The sequence below is a fragment of the Pseudomonas viridiflava genome (assembly GCF_900602065.1).
Taxonomy (GTDB): Bacteria; Pseudomonadota; Gammaproteobacteria; order Pseudomonadales; family Pseudomonadaceae; genus Aquipseudomonas.
The window spans coordinates 99914-114875 of record NZ_UWFN01000288.1; the positions used below are offsets into that span (position 1 = coordinate 99914).

Sequence of the window (14962 nt, forward strand, 5' to 3'; positions counted from 1 at the left end):
AACCCAATGATCAACGTCACAGAAGTTTCCATCGCAGCCCTGCGTACTGCGCTTGAGTCAGGACAGACCACCGCCGTCGAACTGGTCGGTGCCTACCTTGCAAGGATTGACGCCTACGATGGCCCGGACACGGCCACCGCACTGAACGCCGTTGTGGTTCGCAATCCAGAGGCAATGGCGGAGGCCCAAGCGTCGGATGCGCGTCGGGCAAAAGGTCAGACGCTGGGGCCGCTCGATGGTATTCCCTACACCGCCAAAGACAGTTATCTGGTCAAGGGCCTCACCGCCGCTTCAGGCAGCCCGGCATTTGCCAGCCTGATTGCCCAACACGATGCGTTCACCATTGGCCGCCTTCGTGCAGCGGGAGCCATTTGCCTGGGCAAGACCAATATGCCGCCGATGGCCAATGGCGGCATGCAGCGCGGTGTGTATGGCCGCGCCGAGAGCCCGTATAACGCTGACTACCTCACGGCACCGTTTGCTTCCGGCTCATCGAACGGCGCAGGCACTGCTACTGCCGCGAGCTTCGCCGCATTCGGCATGGCAGAGGAAACCTGGTCGAGCGGCCGAGGCCCTGCCTCCAACAATGGTCTGTGCGCCTACACGCCTTCGCGCGGAGTCATATCGGTACGCGGTAACTGGCCATTGACGCCAACCATGGACGTGGTCGTGCCTTATGCGAGGACCATGGCGGACCTGCTGGAAGTGCTCGATGTCATCGTCGCAGAAGATCCCGATACGCGTGGCGATCTCTGGCGTTTGCAGCCTTGGGTAACGATCCCCAGCGTTGCTTCGGTACGTCCGGCGTCTTATGCCGAGCTAGCGGCGGACACGAAGATCCTTGCGGGCAAACGTTTCGGCGTCCCCCGCATGTACATCAATGCTGACCCAGAAGCAGGCACCTCAGAAAAACCGGGTATTGGCGGCCCGACCGGCCAGCGCATCATCACTCGCCCGTCAGTCATCGATCTGTGGCAAGAGGCACGCAAGACGCTTGAAGCGGCCGGAGCGGAAGTGCTTGAGGTGGATTTCCCGCTGGTGTCGAACTGCGAAGGTGATCGTCCAGGTGCGCCGACGGTGTTTACCCGCGGGCTGGTCTCCAAGGAGTTTCTCCACCATGAACTGTGGGATTTGTCAGCCTGGGCTTTTGATGAATTCCTGCGTGCCAATGCCGACCCTGCATTGAACCGGCTGGCCGATGTCGACGGTGCGAAAATTTTCCCCCATGACCCCGGCACCCTGCCCAACCGCGAAGACGATCTGGCCGCCGGCATGGACGAATATGTGCGCATGGCCGAGCGAGGGATTACCCCGTGGAATGAGATCCCTACCCTGCCTGACGGGCTTAGGGGGCTGGAGCAGACGCGTCGCATCGACCTGGAGGACTGGATGGCAGGCTTGAAGCTTGATGCCGTGTTATTCCCGACGGTGGCGGATGTAGGTCCGGCGAATGCCGATGTCGACCCGCACTCCGCCGACATTGCCTGGAGCAACGGCGTGTGGGTTGCCAACGGCAATCTCGCCATTCGCCACCTCGGGGTGCCGACCGTTACCGTTCCCATGGGCGTAATGGCAGACATCGGGATGCCTGTGGGCCTCACCTTTGCGGGGCGCGCATACGACGACTCGAACCTGCTGCGCTTTGCCTCGGCCTTTGAGTCGACCGGCAGCAAACGACTGATCCCGCCGCGGACACCGGCATTGAACGAAGAGTGACCCTGTGAGACCAGCGTTGCGCCCCACCCCGGTCACTTCTACAGGAAAAAGCGCTCCAAGTCGGGTCGCTATATTTTGTTCGACAGGAGGTTGCCGGGTGTCACTGACACCACGCTGTCGCGCAGCAAACGGGTGACCTTGTAGGAGCTGCCGAAGGCTGCGATGGCGGTATGTCAGGAGAAATGCTTCGCAGCCTTCGGCAGCTCCTACATAAAGCGCATTTCAGCGTTTTGCCTGATAAAAGCCGCCTTAAGGCAGTCAACTATCGGCTTTCAAACGCTCCGACATTTTGACCAGCGTCGCCAGCGAATCAGCGTCCATTTTGCGCATCAGTGCGCCCCGTCTGACTTTCACGGTGATTTCGCTGACACCCAAGCGGGCAGCCACCTGCTTGTTAAGCAGGCCTGAAACGACCAGCGCCATGACCTCACGCTCGCCGTCAGTCAGGCTGGAATGACGCAGCTTCAATTGAGAGACCAAGGCCGCGGCCTCTCGCGCTTGCTTATCCTGACTCAGGCCAAGACTGATGGCGTCGAGCAGATCCTGCTCACGGAACGGCTTGGTCAGAAACTCGATAGCACCCGCCTTCATGGCTTTCACAGACATAGGGATATCACCGTGACCGGTGATGAACACCACAGGAATCGAAATCCCCAGACGCACCAGCTCCCGCTGAAAATCCAGACCGCTCATGCCCGGCATACGGACATCCAGCACCAGGCAGGCTGGCACATCCGGCAGTGTCGCCTCCAGGAACTCGCGTGCCGAGCCGAACGCCATGCAGGCCAGGCCGGTAGAGGCCAGCAAGTCCTCCAGTGACTCACGCACCGAGCGATCATCATCGACGATGTAAATCATCTCGGCGGTGCTTTGAGCGGCAGTTTCAGGCATCGGATTCCCTGGCAACAGTTGGCAGTGTGAAATGAACAGTAGCGCCCCAAGGCAAATTACTCGAGGCCCAGATACGACCGTCATGCGCCTCGATGATGGAGCGACTGATGGCCAGGCCCATTCCCATCCCTTCAGGGCGGGTCGTGTAAAAAGCATCGAAAACCCGCTCGCAGTCATCCGGCAACACACCGTTGCCTTGATCAACGACGGAGAACCGCAACTGGTGAGGCGAGTCGAGCACGACCTGGCAGTCCAGCCTTCGCCGCTCAGGCCCCACTTGACGCATCGCGTCCACAGCATTCATGGCGAGATTAAGGATGACCTGCTGAATTTGCACTTCATCGGCAAGCACCGGAGGCAGGCCTTCTTCAACCTCTACGTGCAACGCAATGTCGTGCTCCGCCAACTCTCCAGCCATCAGTCGCAGCGCCCCGTTGAGCGTGTCCTCGACGTTAAGCCATTGTTTGGCAGGCGCCTGATGCCTTGCCATGCTACGCAACCGGGTAATAATTTCGCTGGCCCGGTGCGTGTCAGTGATCACGCGCTCAATCGCCTGCCGGGCTTTCGGCAGATTGGGTGGGTCCGCTGCAATCCAGCGCAGACAAGCGCTGCAACTGTTAGCCGTGGCAGCCAAAGGCTGATTCAGTTCGTGTGCGATAGAGGCGGCAAGTTCGCCCAGCACGTTGACCCGCGCAACATGCGCCAGGTGCGTGCGTGTTTCGTGCACTGTGCGAATGGCAGTCGACAAGCGCAGCGCCAGGTACGTGGTGCAGGCAATGGCCGCGAGACTGATCAGCACATTGATCAGCCCTGCCTCGGTATCACCAAAACGAGTGAAACGGTAACTCACAATCGTCAGCGCCATACAGACGACAGATACTCCCGCCACCGCGCGCGCAGGCAAAAACCTTACCGCGATCAGCACCACGATGGTTTGAAAAACCCCGACCGCAATTTCAAGGTCAGTCACCGTGTCGATTGCAGCAATACCTGATGCCAGCGCAAGTAGCAGCATCAAACGAAGCGTCAACCGGGTTCGTTTCACTGGATTACCATCGTGTGTCACCGTTATCTGGAGGCCAAAGGCAGAGTGTATAGCGCCCGCCGGGGACTGTTTACCGAAGAAGATGAATCCAGTCAGGAAGGGTTGTCGAGGCTGAATTGATCCGCCACATCATCGTAAGCAAAAAGCTCGGCATAGCGCCCCCACTGCGTGACACAGTCCAGCGTCACGGCTGCATCGCTTTGTGACATGAAATCTTCAAGCTCGTCACGAAAACGTCTCGCCGGTGCTGTCCGCCCAGGACGATCATCAAGCACCCTGCGTATATGGCTAACCAGCGGCACATACTTGAGCAGGTGCTGGGCAAACAGCTGCTTACGCTCATCCACATCCGATTGAGCGTAACGTCGCCCGGCCGCCAGAAGCGTGATATCGCCTTCCTGCATTTCAGCGAAACGCATTAACTGCAGCACTTCGGCGACGGGCAAAAGGTCTCCCGAGGTGTAACGCAACGCCGTTGCCAACTCGCGTAAATCGGCCTGGCCATTAAAGGGAGAGTTGTCGACCGCCTCGATCAACCCCGCCAACGCGTTGGTCGAAGTCAGCGGCAAGACCATGCCGATACCGTTGCCGGCAAAGGGGCTTTCGCGCAGTGAATGCACAGTATTACCGCCTGCCATGCGTGCATAAATACTTTCGACCAAGGCCTGAAAGCCAGGGTCTGCGCGGTTACGGGGCTGAGCCAGAGCGACCTCAACCTCACACACGATCCGCCCTGGATTGGAGGACAGAATCAGTATCCGGTCGCACATCAACACGGCTTCTTCGATGTTGTGGGTGACCATTAATATTGACTTGATCGGCATCCGGCCCTCGCTCCAAAGGTCGAGCAAATCAGTGCGCAGCGTTTCAGCGGTCAACACGTCCAGTGCCGAGAACGGCTCATCCATCAGCAGGATATCGGGGTCGACCACCAGCGCACGCGCCAGCCCCACGCGTTGGCGCATGCCCCCTGACAACTCTTTCGGGTAGGCACTCTCGAACCCGTCGAGGCCGATCATATCGATCGCGGCCAGTGCCCGACGGCGTCGCTCCGGCGCTGCAACGCTCAACGCCTCAAGACCGATTTCCACGTTCTGCAGCACTGTCAGCCAAGGGAATAACGCGAAGCTCTGGAACACCATGCGTACTGAAGTCGAGACTCCCGGCGCGTTTGCCGGAAATGCGACCAGCCCCGAGGTCGGCGAAACCAGCCCTGCAATGGAGCGCAGCAAGGTGGACTTACCCGACCCGGAGCGCCCCAGTAACCCGATGACCTCGCCATCGTTCAGGCGCATGGCCACATCGTCCAGCACGACTCGCCGGGTACCGCCTGCAGTACCGTAGACATGACCTAGCCCCTGCACGTCTACCAGACAACGTTTGTCGATCACTTCCATTGGATTGCCCTCAATCAATTCGAAGCCGGCGTTCGGCGAAGCGGTACAACGGTCGCCATAGCAGGCTGTTAAAACCGACCACAAAAGCAGACATCACTACAATGCCCAGCGCCACCCGCTGGAAATCACCGGCGGCAGTCGCCTGAGCGATGAACGACCCCAGGCCCGACGCATACAGATGGTCATCACCCCATGACACGGCTTCGGCGACGATACTGGCGTTCCACGAGCCGCCTGCTGCCGTCAGCGCGCCGGTCACGTAGTAGGGAAACACACCCGGCAGCGCGACTTTTCGCCACCATTGCCAGCCACGCACACGAAACACCTTCGAGGCTTCGAGCAAGTCGGTCGGCAAGGCGCTGGCACCGGCAATAACGTTGAAAAGGATGTACCACTGAGTGCCCAGTATCATCAGCGGCGATAGCCAGATATCGGGGTTAAGCTTCAGGGCGACAATCGTGACCACTGCAAACGGAAACAGGATATTCGCCGGAAACGCTGCCATTAATTGCGCGATGGGCTGCAAGCGTTCCGCCCTGCGTGGATTCAGGCCGATCCATACACCGACGGGTACCCAGACCAAGCTGGCAAGCACAATAAGCACCGCCACTCGCGCCAGCGTAGCGAGCCCGAGGCCAAACACATTGATCACCTCATCCACGCCCAGCATGCTGCCAATAAAACCTGTCAGTTGATAGATGCCGGTCAGGCCTGCAGCAACCACCAGCGCTATCCAGGCGATATCAGTGAGGCGGCGAAACCGGGCGTCGAGCTTTAAAGCGAGCCTGAAACGACCTTGTCCGAACATCCGTCCTGCAGGCAGCCAGTCGCGGATGCTTTGCAGAATCGCAAACAAAAACGGCACTAGGCGTGTCGACCTGAGCAGGTCATAGACCTTGGAACGGGGGCGCTTGTGTGAGGCGGTCTGCTCGAATCGAAACTTGTCCGCCCAAGCCACGATCGGCCGGAAAAACAGCACGTCATACAGCACGATGACCGCAACCATGGCCACCACCGCCCAACTGATCGCCGCTAGGTCTTTGTGCTGGATTGCGAGCGCCAGCCATGAACCGATGCCCGGTAAATTGACGGTGCTGTCGCCAACGGTGATGGACTCGGAAGCGACGACGAAAAACCAGCCTCCCGACATCGACATCATCATGTTCCACACCAGCCCCGGCGTCCCGAAAGGCAGTTCTACCTTGATGAACCGTTGCCACGCGGAAAATGAAAACTGTCGGCTCACATCATAAAGATCGTTGGGCACTGTCCTGAGCGACTGGTAGAAACTGAACGTCATGTTCCAGACCTGGCTGGTGAATATGGCAAAAACAGCTGCGCACTCCAGCCCCCATTGCTGGCCAGGAAACATGCCCATGAAGAACACGACCGTAAATGTCAGAAAACCAAGAACGGGCACCGACTGAAGAATGTCCAGCGCCGGAAGAATCACCATCGCGGCCTTGCGGCTTTTAGCGGCCAGCGTGGCGATAACCACCGAAAAGATCACCGATGCAAACAACGCCGCAAACATGCGCAAAGTGGTGCGTAAGGTGTACGCAGGCAAGTGCGCCAGATCGAGCGACATTGGCACTGACTCAAGCACACTGATGGGCTGATTCATTTGAATCGCGCTGTAAAAGACAAACGTCGTCAGCAGCACGATGGCAGCAACGACGGTACCTTCCGCGAACAGTGATACGGAGCGCTTTTGCAGCGGATTACGGACCGGCGCTCTCGGAGATAAGGGCAGGGAAAAACGCATAAATAAAGCCTCTGTCGCGCTGTCCCGGCGTGCTGCATCTGCCACGTGGAGATGCAGAGCGCCCGGCACAACTCAGTCAACTATGCAGGGTTGCTCAGTCCGGCAAAGCTTAAGCAATGGCTTTGACCTGATCGACAGAAACTAAGGACGTAAAAATATACGTTGGTATAGCGAGGAGGACGTCGTGCTTTCACACTCAACAATGACGAATCGCGCCAATAGGGTTCAAGAAACTAATCATTTGAACAAGGCACTTCCAGCCCCACTTTCAAACGATCCAGTGCAACCATGGTTTTGAACCATCTGACATTCGGATTCTCGGCAAACAGCCGCCGTGAAAGCGACTGGTATTCCTGCATGTTCGCAACATTAACAATCAACACAAAATCTGCTTCGCCCGTGACGTAATAACACTGTTGCACTTCGGGCACCGCGAATGACTTCTTCATCGCCTCCAGCACGCTGATGTTGGTGCTGTCAGTCATCACCTCGACAACGATAGTGATGGGCTTGCCGACACGCACAGGATCAACAACGGCTACGTACCCCGTGATCACGCCATTTTCTTCCAGACGCTTGAGGCGCCGCTGCACTGAGGCTGGGGAAAGATTGACGTGTTCTGACAGCACGCGCAAAGGCGTGGTGTTGTCACGCTGGACGATTTCAAGAATCGCACGATCAAATCCATCGAGAACGTGGGGCACGGCAGTAGTCAGTCTGGACATGATTTCGACGGCGAGAAAATTTCCCGAAAACTACCATAAACCAACAAAAAGTTATCCACGCCAAAGAAATATTATCTCGCTCGCTCCTGCTGCTCAGGAGAGGCCGGAAATACTTAAAGGATAATTTGGCATGTGGACACTGGTGCACCTCTCCCCTGTATTGCTGGTGATGATTACGCTCATGGTTTTGCGCCGCCCACCGGTTCAGGCGGCAATTGCGGGAACCGTACTGGTCGCCGTTCTTTGGCTCGCGGGTGCGGCGGATACATTGCAGGCCGACACCCTGGTTGCAGCATGTCGGGATACAACGGTGCTGTTTCTCAGTACCGCGTTCGTCATCGTGCCGGGTATGGCCTTCGTGATACTTATCGAAAGGTTGGGCGTCAATCGGGTTCTCAGCCAATGGGTGCAGTCCCTGGGATTAAACCGTACTCAGCAAATCGTATTTATTGTCCTAGGGTTAGCACCACTGCTTGAAGCTATGACTGGCTTCGGCGTATCGCTGATCGCGACGGTGCCCTTGCTGCTCAGCCTTTTCGAACGTCGCGCTGCGTTGCGCATTGCCCTGACAGGCATGGCAATCATGCCGTGGGGAACACTCGGCCTTGCGACGGTGATCGGTGCTTCGCTGGCTCATCTGGATACGGCAGCACTTGCGTCCACTTCGGCGCTGACCAGCTCGCTGGTGTTCATGACCCTGGGTGCCGTCGCGCTGACGCTGGCCGGTGCGAAAGGAGTACGGGCCTTCGCAGCGCTGGGCATATACTCGGTGCTGTTTGTCGGCGTGTTGTATGGCGCGAGCCGCTTGTTGGGACCAGAAGTCGCCGGTATCAGTGCGGGTTTCACCGTGGCGTTGACGCTGCTGCTGTGGGCCTTATACCGCACGCATTCCGAGGGTGGTGAAATCAAAGGGATGCGCTGGCCGCGAGAGGCGTGGCCGTATCTGGCGCTGATCGTCTGCATCGTGACATTGAAGTTGATAAGCGCCGCCACACACTGGGAAGAACACTGGCGGGTGCAAGGGGCGCAAGTGATGTGGAAGCCGCTGGCCTCCCCGGGCGTCGCCCTGACGTTGGTCGTGATCTGCCTGATGCTTCGCACCCAGCAATCACACGCCGTGACAATGAGTGAAAGTAGACTGCTTCGCGGACTGGCAGCACGTACCAAGCGCCCATTGCTGACCATTTTCTTCTTTCTTGCCATGTCCCAGATGATGGTCAAAGCGGGGTTTCTGACCGGTCTGATAAACATGCTGACGGGCCTGACGCCCTCGGCAGTCATGCCGCTGATTGCAGGCTTCGGCGCGCTGTCTGGCTACATGACGGGTTCCAACGTAGGTGGCAACGCCATCTTCATGCCTGCTATCGCGCTACTGCCCGATTCGTCCCGCTTGCTGATGGCAGCGGTACAGAACAGTGCGGCCGGTCATGCAGCGTTAGGTTCCCTGTCGATCGTGATGCTGGTGCTCGGCCTCGCGAAGACCAACCCACAGGAGGAAGGCGAACTGGTGAGATTCGGCTTCGGACTGGTCTGCCTCAATACTGCGATGGTTCTACTGGCTGCGCTGTTTCTATCTACCTTGGTGCTGGATTAAGCCCACTCACGTCAAAGCCCTGACAGGTTCAGGGCTTTTACGTACTCCGAAAGCTGCGAGGCAATAGCTGCGCCGGACAGAAGCTTCAAATAACGTCTTCAATCGCCTGACTGTTACTCGCCACAGGCAACTCGGCAGGCCCCTGATTGGTAATCCCAAACGGAATGTGAACCGAAGGTGCCACCGCACTCGCCGACTTCAGGTGCCCGGACTGGTCATCAAAGAAGATGTGTGGCTTCAGTACTGCAAGCACCTTGCCCTTTTCGATACCGCCCAGGAAGAACGCATCGTTGGCCATCACGCCCCAACTCTTCAGGGTGTTCAGCGCACGCTCATGTGACGGCGCATTGCGGGCCGTCACGATGGAGACCCTGATGCGGTTTTCATAATCAGGATTGAGTTTTTTGTGTTGTTCTTCAACCGACTGGATCCTGGCCATCCGGACCATGAACTCCTTCAGAGGGCCAGGGTTGTGTGGCTCCATCACGTTCTTCACTTCGTGTGCATGGAATTCCACCAGGCCGGACGACTGCATGACCGTCTCAGCCTCATCCCCCGCCAGCACGCCATCAAAGTCGAAAGCGATACGCAGTGTTTTGTCGTCCTCATCGTCATCAAACTGCGAGTCCAGAACCTGACCTGCGGGATGCCCGGCCTTGATCGCAGCCTCCACATCAGCTTTGTTGCCTGACAGAAACAGCGCAATGTTCAACGCCGGAATGTATTCATACGGCGAGCGCCCCTGCATGAAAATAGCGCGCGTCATCCCCAACCCGTAATGCTCGATGGTCTTCATCACCCGCAAGCCCGTGTCCGGATCGTTGCGGGACAACAGCACCACCTCGACCAGTGGATCAGACGGATCACTGCTCAAGTCATTCAGCGACAGCAAACGCTTGATGAACGGAAAGGCGATCCCCTTGGGGAGCGGATTGTTCAGGTTCTGCTCCTGAAACTTTCGATACTCCTCTTCGCCCTGACTTCGAAACACTGCGTCCGAATCCAGCAGATCAAAAACGGCGCTGGAGGCAACGCCGATGACCAATCGATTGTCCAGCTCGTAGGGCATTGGGGTTCTCTTTGGTGGGTTCGGTGAGGGAATGAGGAACTCAGGATACTCTGACTTCTTTCGATTCAATATCACCTACTTCAGGCTGCAACAAGCCGATCTACATCAGGCTGCTGACGATGCTCCGCCTGCCACAAATCGTAGTTGAGCTGAAGACCTAACCAAAAACGTGCAGTACTCAAACCTGCGCGCTCTAGCCGGACCGCAAGATCCGGGCTGATTGGAGACCTCCCATTCACAACTCGCGAAAGCATTTCCCGAGAGAAATGCAGACGCCGGGCCATTTCGGCGATCTTGATATTCAACTCCGGCAGCATCTCATGAAGCATTTCGCCGGGATGGGGTGGATTGTGCATGGCCATGGTGGCCCTCCTTATTAGTGGTAGTCGAGGTAATCGACCAGTTCGACGTCCGTGTCGATGAATCTGAAAATCACCCGCCAATTGCCACTTACCGTCATCGACCAGAATCCGGCCAATTGGCCCTTAAGCGGATGCAGGCGGTAGCCTGGCAACATCAGCTCAGAAGAACTGCTGGCCTCATCCAAAGCACCGAGCACCAAGCGCAGACGCTTTACATGATCAAGCTGAATGCCCTTTGTCCTACCTGTTTCGTAGAAAGCCTTCAGGCCCTTGTGTTGAAAGCTTCTTATCATCGTCCGAGCCTAGAGTGTGAAACGATCATTCACGGTTTGCAAGCATTGATACCTTCAGCCTGGATTGAGCCGAGTCGGTGATGGAGACCCTTGGCATGCAGGGTGGATGGCAAAGAAATCACCGTGCAGCATTAAATTGAGTGGTGTTTTGGGAGCAGGAAGCACAACCTCTGCACCGCGCAAAAGGTAGCCTAAATCAGGCTCGGACAAGTCTCGGAATGCCGTGAGAAAACTCTGCTTTCGAAGGTAAATCAAACCGCACACTTTGAAGACGGGGAGAAGGCCATCCCTGATTAGCTCTCAAGGGGGCTACGCGTTCAGCGTCGACAATGCGCGGCAAAAAGCAGCGGAGCAGGCCATCAACGTTCCGGGTCGTGAATGGGTAGAAAGCATCTGAAGGTCTCCGCCCCAAGGCGGCCAGGGTGATTCACTACATTGCTGAAGCCAGCAAGCTCTGAGGGCGTACTGAAAAACGCTCCGCTGAGACGTTTTGCCTACGGGCAGAAAAATCGTCAAGTCGACGAGATAGTCGCGAGATTAGAGGCCTGATGTGTGACGCAGCTTATAAATGCGGAACGACTACGTGGATTACCAGCCTTGCACCACCAAACCCCACAAACGAAAAAGCCCTGAATAATCAGGGCTTTGACGTATCTAAGATGGCGGAAGCATAGAGATTCGAACTCTAGGACCTGTTACAGTCGGCAGTTTTCAAGACTGCTGCCTTAAACCACTCGGCCATACTTCCGTTTGCATTGCGGGCGCCATAATACCGGAATGAAACAAGCTGTCAAACTCTCTGTATGGCCGTTTGCAGGCTGTCTGTTATGATCTTTGCAACTCAACATTTCAACCACTAGGAGTTTCGCCATGCGCGAACAGGATTACGCAGTTAATAACGGCGTGCAGGCCGATCAGCTAGAGGTTAGCCGCGTCCTGCGCAACACATACGGCCTTTTGGCTCTGACCCTTGCTTTCAGCGGTGTCATGGCTTTTGTAGCGCAGCAGATGCGCGTTGGCTATCCGAACATTTTCGTGGTGCTGATCGGTTTCTACGGTCTGTTCTTCCTCACCAATAAACTGCGCGACTCAGCGTGGGGCCTGGTGTCGGCATTCGCGTTGACCGGTTTCATGGGTTTCATCCTTGGCCCGATCCTCAACCGTTACCTGGGCATGCAAGGCGGCGCTGAAGTTGTCAGCTCGGCATTTGCCATGACAGCACTGGTGTTCGGTGGTCTGTCGGCCTACGTGCTGATTACCCGCAAGGATATGAGCTTCCTCGGTGGTTTCATCACCGCTGGCTTCTTCGTCCTGCTGGCAGCGGTACTCGCGAGCATTTTCTTCCAGATCAGTGGTCTGCAGTTGGCGATCAGCGCTGGCTTCGTGCTGTTCTCGTCGGCCTGCATTCTGTTCCAGACCAGCGCGATCATTCAGGGTGGTGAGCGTAACTACATCATGGCGACCATCAGCCTGTATGTTTCGATCTACAACCTGTTTGTCAGCCTGTTGCAGATCTTCGGCATCATGAGCCGCGACGACTGATCAGTTGCTCTGCTTTAACAAAAAGCCCGCCTAGCGGGCTTTTTGCTGTCTAGTGCTCGTGAATTCTTTATCATTGGCCAAGTTTTCCGTTCAGAGCCTGTCATGAAGTTCGCGATCAATCTTTTCAGCGCAGCCCATGCGCCCTCCTCGCGCCGCGCACTGCTGTTTGCTCAGGCGGCGCTGGCCGGGGGGCATGAGATTGTACGGCTGTTTTTCTATCAGGACGGCGTCCACAGCGCTTCGGCCAATGTCGTGACGCCTCAGGATGAACACGACCTGCCCTCCCAATGGCGTGACTTCATCACGCAGCATCAACTGGATGGCGTGGTGTGTATTGCCGCCGCGCTGCGTCGTGGTGTGCTCAATGAAGAAGAAGCGCAGCGCTATCAACGCCCCGCTGCCAACCTGCTTGCCCCGTGGGAATTATCCGGGCTCGGCCAGTTACACGATGCGGCGCAAACTGCTGACCGTGTGATTTGTTTCGGAGGGCCTTGAAATGGCTAAATCAATGTTGATCATCAGCCGCCAGGCGCCATGGTCCGGGCCTGGTGCGCGTGAGGCGCTGGATATCGTGCTGGCCGGTGGCGCCTATGATTTACCGGTTGGACTGTTGTTTCTGGATGACGGCGTCTTTCAGCTGTTGCCGGATCAGAATGCCAAAGCTCTGCAGCAGAAAGACCTGACCGCCAACCTCAAGGCGCTGTCGATGTTTGGTGTCGAAGATATCTACGCCTGCGGCACCAGCCTTGCCGAGCGTGGCATCCTGCAGGAAGCGTTGGATGAGGAAATCATTCAGTTGCCGCAATCCGCTGAAATCTCCGCACTCATTGACCGCTACGACCACGTGATCACTATCTGATGTCGACTCTGCACGTTTTATCTCATTCGCCCTTCACTGATACTCGCCTGACCAGTTGCCTGCGCCTGCTCGGCCCGGCAGACGCTGTGCTGCTGTGCGGCGACGCCACTTACGCGCTGACCGACTCGACCGCTCCGCTTCAAGCCTTGCAAGCGCTAAGCGACAACGCAGTGTTTGTGCTTGAGGAAGATATTCACGCGCGAAGCATGGCCGCGCCAGACTGGGTCAACGTCGTCGACTATCCAGGCTTCGTCGAACTCTCGATTCGCTTCGACAAGGTCAATACGTGGCTATGAACGAGCTGAACGTGGCCGGGCAAATCATTGCTCTGGATAAAGATGGATTTCTGCAAAACCTTGATGACTGGTCAATGGAGGCTGCTCAGGCCTTGGCCAGCGTTGAAGGTATTGAAATGAGTCCCGAGCATGTCGAAGTACTGCTGTTGCTAAGAGATTTTTACAGCGAATTCCAGCTGTCACCCGCGACCCGGCCGTTGATCAAATACACCGCTCTGAAACTCGGTCCGGAAAAAGGCAACAGCATGCACCTGAACCGCCTGTTCAACGGCACTCCCGCCAAACTCGCCGCCAAGCTGGCGGGCCTGCCCAAGCCGACTAATTGCATATGAACGACTACGCCCCTCTCGTCCTTGAAACACCCACCGAGCATCCATTCGCCCAATTCGTCCGTATTCTGGGCAAAGGCAAGCGTGGAGCGCGCAATCTGACCCGCGAAGAAGCGCGAGAGGCCATGGGCATGCTCCTCGACGAAAAGGTCGAAGACAGCCAGCTGGGTGCCTTTCTGATGCTGCTGCGCCACAAGGAAGAAAGTGCAGAGGAACTGGCAGGCTTCACTGAGGCACTGCGCGAGCGATTGAACGCCCCGCCATTGCAGGTCGATATCGACTGGCCTACTTATGCGGGCAAGAAGCGCCACCTACCCTGGTACCTGCTGGCGGCCAAGTGCCTGGCACAGAACGGGGTGCGGATCTTGATGCACGGCGGCGGCGCACACACGGCCGGACGTCTTTACACCGAACAATTGCTGGATCTGCTGGGTATTCCGCTGTGCCGTAACTGGCAAGCTGTGGATGAGGCGTTGCAACAACACAACATAGCGTTTTTTCCGCTGGGCGACTGGGCGCCACAGCTGCAGCGCATGATTGATCTGCGTAACACGCTTGGGCTGCGTTCGCCGATTCACTCCCTGGCCCGCATCCTCAACCCCCTGGATGCCCGCTGCGGCCTGCAAAGCATCTTCCACCCCGGTTATCAGAGCGTCCATCGCGATGCCAGCGGCTTGCTGGGCAATCACACGATTGTGATCAAGGGCGATGGCGGTGAGGTGGAGATCAACCCGGACACTATCAGCCACCTCTACGGCACCACGGCAGGTGAGCCATGGGATGAGGAATGGCCTGCACTTTCTGATCGCCGCCATGTAAAGCCGGCGACTCTGGATCCGCAGCAGCTCGTGGCGCTCTGGAAAGGCGAAATCGAAGACAGCTATCCGCAGCTGGCATTGATTTCAACCATGGCGCTGGCCCTGCGAGGGCTGGGATTGCCTCGTTCAGAAGCCTTCGCTCAGGCTGAATTGTTCTGGAAAAACCGGAACACATCGATTTAACCGATCATTACTGCCCAACCTTTGCGCTATTTGTTCGAACGAATCGGCCTAGACTCTTCTCCAAAGCATGTAAGTACA

General features: G+C 57.1%; 16 protein-coding genes and 1 tRNA gene. 8 read left to right on the forward strand and 9 right to left on the reverse strand.

Going from position 1 to position 14962, the window contains the following annotated elements:
- Positions 1 to 6 precede the first annotated feature (6 nt).
- Positions 7 to 1716, forward strand: a complete 1710-nt coding sequence (locus EE949_RS21935) for an amidase (protein ID WP_122666231.1) — start codon at positions 7 to 9, stop codon at positions 1714 to 1716.
- Between the two features lie 258 nt (positions 1717 to 1974).
- On the opposite strand, the gene EE949_RS21940 is transcribed toward EE949_RS21935, so the two are convergent.
- The 5 genes from EE949_RS21940 to EE949_RS21960 all read right to left on the reverse strand — a co-directional run bounded on the left by EE949_RS21940 (position 1975) and on the right by EE949_RS21960 (position 7539).
- The gene (locus EE949_RS21940; RefSeq protein ID WP_122666232.1) at positions 1975 to 2607 is read right to left on the reverse strand and encodes a response regulator transcription factor; all 633 of its coding nucleotides are present in this window, start codon (positions 2605 to 2607) and stop codon (positions 1975 to 1977) included.
- Positions 2600 to 3622 carry a sensor histidine kinase gene (locus EE949_RS21945; RefSeq protein ID WP_122666233.1) on the reverse strand — a complete coding sequence of 341 codons (1023 nt, stop codon included), beginning with the start codon at positions 3620 to 3622 and terminating at the stop codon, positions 2600 to 2602. The genes EE949_RS21940 and EE949_RS21945 overlap by 8 nt, the downstream gene beginning before the upstream one ends.
- Positions 3623 to 3744: 122 nt before the next feature.
- Positions 3745 to 5049, reverse strand: coding sequence for an ABC transporter ATP-binding protein (locus EE949_RS21950; RefSeq protein WP_122666234.1), 1305 nt, complete (start codon positions 5047 to 5049; stop codon positions 3745 to 3747).
- Between the two features lie 10 nt (positions 5050 to 5059).
- Positions 5060 to 6814 carry an ABC transporter permease gene (locus EE949_RS21955; protein ID WP_122666235.1) on the reverse strand — a complete coding sequence of 585 codons (1755 nt, stop codon included), beginning with the start codon at positions 6812 to 6814 and terminating at the stop codon, positions 5060 to 5062.
- Positions 6815 to 7047: 233 nt separating this feature from the next.
- Positions 7048 to 7539 (reverse strand): Lrp/AsnC family transcriptional regulator, encoded by a 492-nt coding sequence (locus EE949_RS21960; protein WP_122666236.1) that lies wholly within the window; start codon positions 7537 to 7539, stop codon positions 7048 to 7050.
- A 130-nt stretch (positions 7540 to 7669) separates the two neighbouring features.
- Here EE949_RS21960 and EE949_RS21965 point away from each other — a divergent pair, with 130 nt between their 5' ends.
- Positions 7670 to 9133, forward strand: a complete 1464-nt coding sequence (locus EE949_RS21965; RefSeq protein ID WP_122666237.1) for an L-lactate permease — start codon at positions 7670 to 7672, stop codon at positions 9131 to 9133.
- 85 nt (positions 9134 to 9218) lie between these two features.
- On the opposite strand, the gene EE949_RS21970 is transcribed toward EE949_RS21965, so the two are convergent.
- From EE949_RS21970 to EE949_RS21985, 4 genes are all read right to left on the reverse strand, one after another.
- The gene (locus tag EE949_RS21970) at positions 9219 to 10202 is read right to left on the reverse strand and encodes a 5'-nucleotidase (protein WP_122666238.1); all 984 of its coding nucleotides are present in this window, start codon (positions 10200 to 10202) and stop codon (positions 9219 to 9221) included.
- 80 nt (positions 10203 to 10282) lie between these two features.
- Positions 10283 to 10564, reverse strand: coding sequence for a HigA family addiction module antitoxin (locus EE949_RS21975; protein WP_122666239.1), 282 nt, complete (start codon positions 10562 to 10564; stop codon positions 10283 to 10285).
- Between the two features lie 14 nt (positions 10565 to 10578).
- Positions 10579 to 10857 carry a type II toxin-antitoxin system RelE/ParE family toxin gene (locus EE949_RS21980; RefSeq protein WP_122666240.1) on the reverse strand — a complete coding sequence of 93 codons (279 nt, stop codon included), beginning with the start codon at positions 10855 to 10857 and terminating at the stop codon, positions 10579 to 10581.
- A 660-nt stretch (positions 10858 to 11517) separates the two neighbouring features.
- Positions 11518 to 11605 (reverse strand) — tRNA-Ser (locus tag EE949_RS21985).
- A 122-nt stretch (positions 11606 to 11727) separates the two neighbouring features.
- Here EE949_RS21985 and EE949_RS21990 point away from each other — a divergent pair.
- The 6 genes from EE949_RS21990 to EE949_RS22015 all read left to right on the forward strand — a co-directional run bounded on the left by EE949_RS21990 (position 11728) and on the right by EE949_RS22015 (position 14884).
- Positions 11728 to 12399, forward strand: a complete 672-nt coding sequence (locus EE949_RS21990) for a Bax inhibitor-1/YccA family protein (RefSeq protein WP_087265237.1) — start codon at positions 11728 to 11730, stop codon at positions 12397 to 12399.
- A 102-nt stretch (positions 12400 to 12501) separates the two neighbouring features.
- On the forward strand, positions 12502 to 12894 hold the full coding sequence (tusD, locus tag EE949_RS21995; protein ID WP_122666241.1) for a sulfurtransferase complex subunit TusD: 393 nt from the start codon (positions 12502 to 12504) through the stop codon (positions 12892 to 12894).
- Between the two features lies 1 nt (position 12895).
- A complete protein-coding gene (tusC, locus tag EE949_RS22000) occupies positions 12896 to 13258 on the forward strand; it encodes a sulfurtransferase complex subunit TusC (RefSeq protein ID WP_122666242.1) in 363 nt (120 codons plus the stop codon).
- A complete protein-coding gene (tusB, locus tag EE949_RS22005; RefSeq protein WP_122666243.1) occupies positions 13258 to 13554 on the forward strand; it encodes a sulfurtransferase complex subunit TusB in 297 nt (98 codons plus the stop codon). Before tusC ends, tusB begins: the two co-directional genes overlap by 1 nt.
- Positions 13551 to 13886 carry a TusE/DsrC/DsvC family sulfur relay protein gene (locus EE949_RS22010; protein ID WP_122666244.1) on the forward strand — a complete coding sequence of 112 codons (336 nt, stop codon included), beginning with the start codon at positions 13551 to 13553 and terminating at the stop codon, positions 13884 to 13886. The genes tusB and EE949_RS22010 overlap by 4 nt, the downstream gene beginning before the upstream one ends.
- On the forward strand, positions 13883 to 14884 hold the full coding sequence (locus EE949_RS22015; RefSeq protein WP_122666245.1) for a glycosyl transferase family protein: 1002 nt from the start codon (positions 13883 to 13885) through the stop codon (positions 14882 to 14884). Before EE949_RS22010 ends, EE949_RS22015 begins: the two co-directional genes overlap by 4 nt.
- Positions 14885 to 14962: the final 78 nt, after the last annotated feature.

Coding starts and splice junctions, on each gene's coding strand:
- EE949_RS21940 (WP_122666232.1), bottom strand. CDS start 2,607: ATGCCTGAAACTGCCGCTCAAAGCACCGCCGAGATGATTTACATCGTC.
- tusD (WP_122666241.1), top strand. CDS start 12,502: ATGAAGTTCGCGATCAATCTTTTCAGCGCAGCCCATGCGCCCTCCTCG.
- tusB (WP_122666243.1), top strand. CDS start 13,258: ATGTCGACTCTGCACGTTTTATCTCATTCGCCCTTCACTGATACTCGC.
- EE949_RS22010 (WP_122666244.1), top strand. CDS start 13,551: ATGAACGAGCTGAACGTGGCCGGGCAAATCATTGCTCTGGATAAAGAT.
- EE949_RS21980 (WP_122666240.1), bottom strand. CDS start 10,857: ATGATAAGAAGCTTTCAACACAAGGGCCTGAAGGCTTTCTACGAAACA.
- EE949_RS21990 (WP_087265237.1), top strand. CDS start 11,728: ATGCGCGAACAGGATTACGCAGTTAATAACGGCGTGCAGGCCGATCAG.
- EE949_RS21935 (WP_122666231.1), top strand. CDS start 7: ATGATCAACGTCACAGAAGTTTCCATCGCAGCCCTGCGTACTGCGCTT.
- EE949_RS22015 (WP_122666245.1), top strand. CDS start 13,883: ATGAACGACTACGCCCCTCTCGTCCTTGAAACACCCACCGAGCATCCA.
- EE949_RS21965 (WP_122666237.1), top strand. CDS start 7,670: ATGTGGACACTGGTGCACCTCTCCCCTGTATTGCTGGTGATGATTACG.
- EE949_RS21950 (WP_122666234.1), bottom strand. CDS start 5,049: ATGGAAGTGATCGACAAACGTTGTCTGGTAGACGTGCAGGGGCTAGGT.
- EE949_RS21960 (WP_122666236.1), bottom strand. CDS start 7,539: ATGTCCAGACTGACTACTGCCGTGCCCCACGTTCTCGATGGATTTGAT.
- EE949_RS21955 (WP_122666235.1), bottom strand. CDS start 6,814: ATGCGTTTTTCCCTGCCCTTATCTCCGAGAGCGCCGGTCCGTAATCCG.
- EE949_RS21975 (WP_122666239.1), bottom strand. CDS start 10,564: ATGGCCATGCACAATCCACCCCATCCCGGCGAAATGCTTCATGAGATG.
- tusC (WP_122666242.1), top strand. CDS start 12,896: ATGGCTAAATCAATGTTGATCATCAGCCGCCAGGCGCCATGGTCCGGG.
- EE949_RS21945 (WP_122666233.1), bottom strand. CDS start 3,622: ATGCTGCTACTTGCGCTGGCATCAGGTATTGCTGCAATCGACACGGTG.
- EE949_RS21970 (WP_122666238.1), bottom strand. CDS start 10,202: ATGCCCTACGAGCTGGACAATCGATTGGTCATCGGCGTTGCCTCCAGC.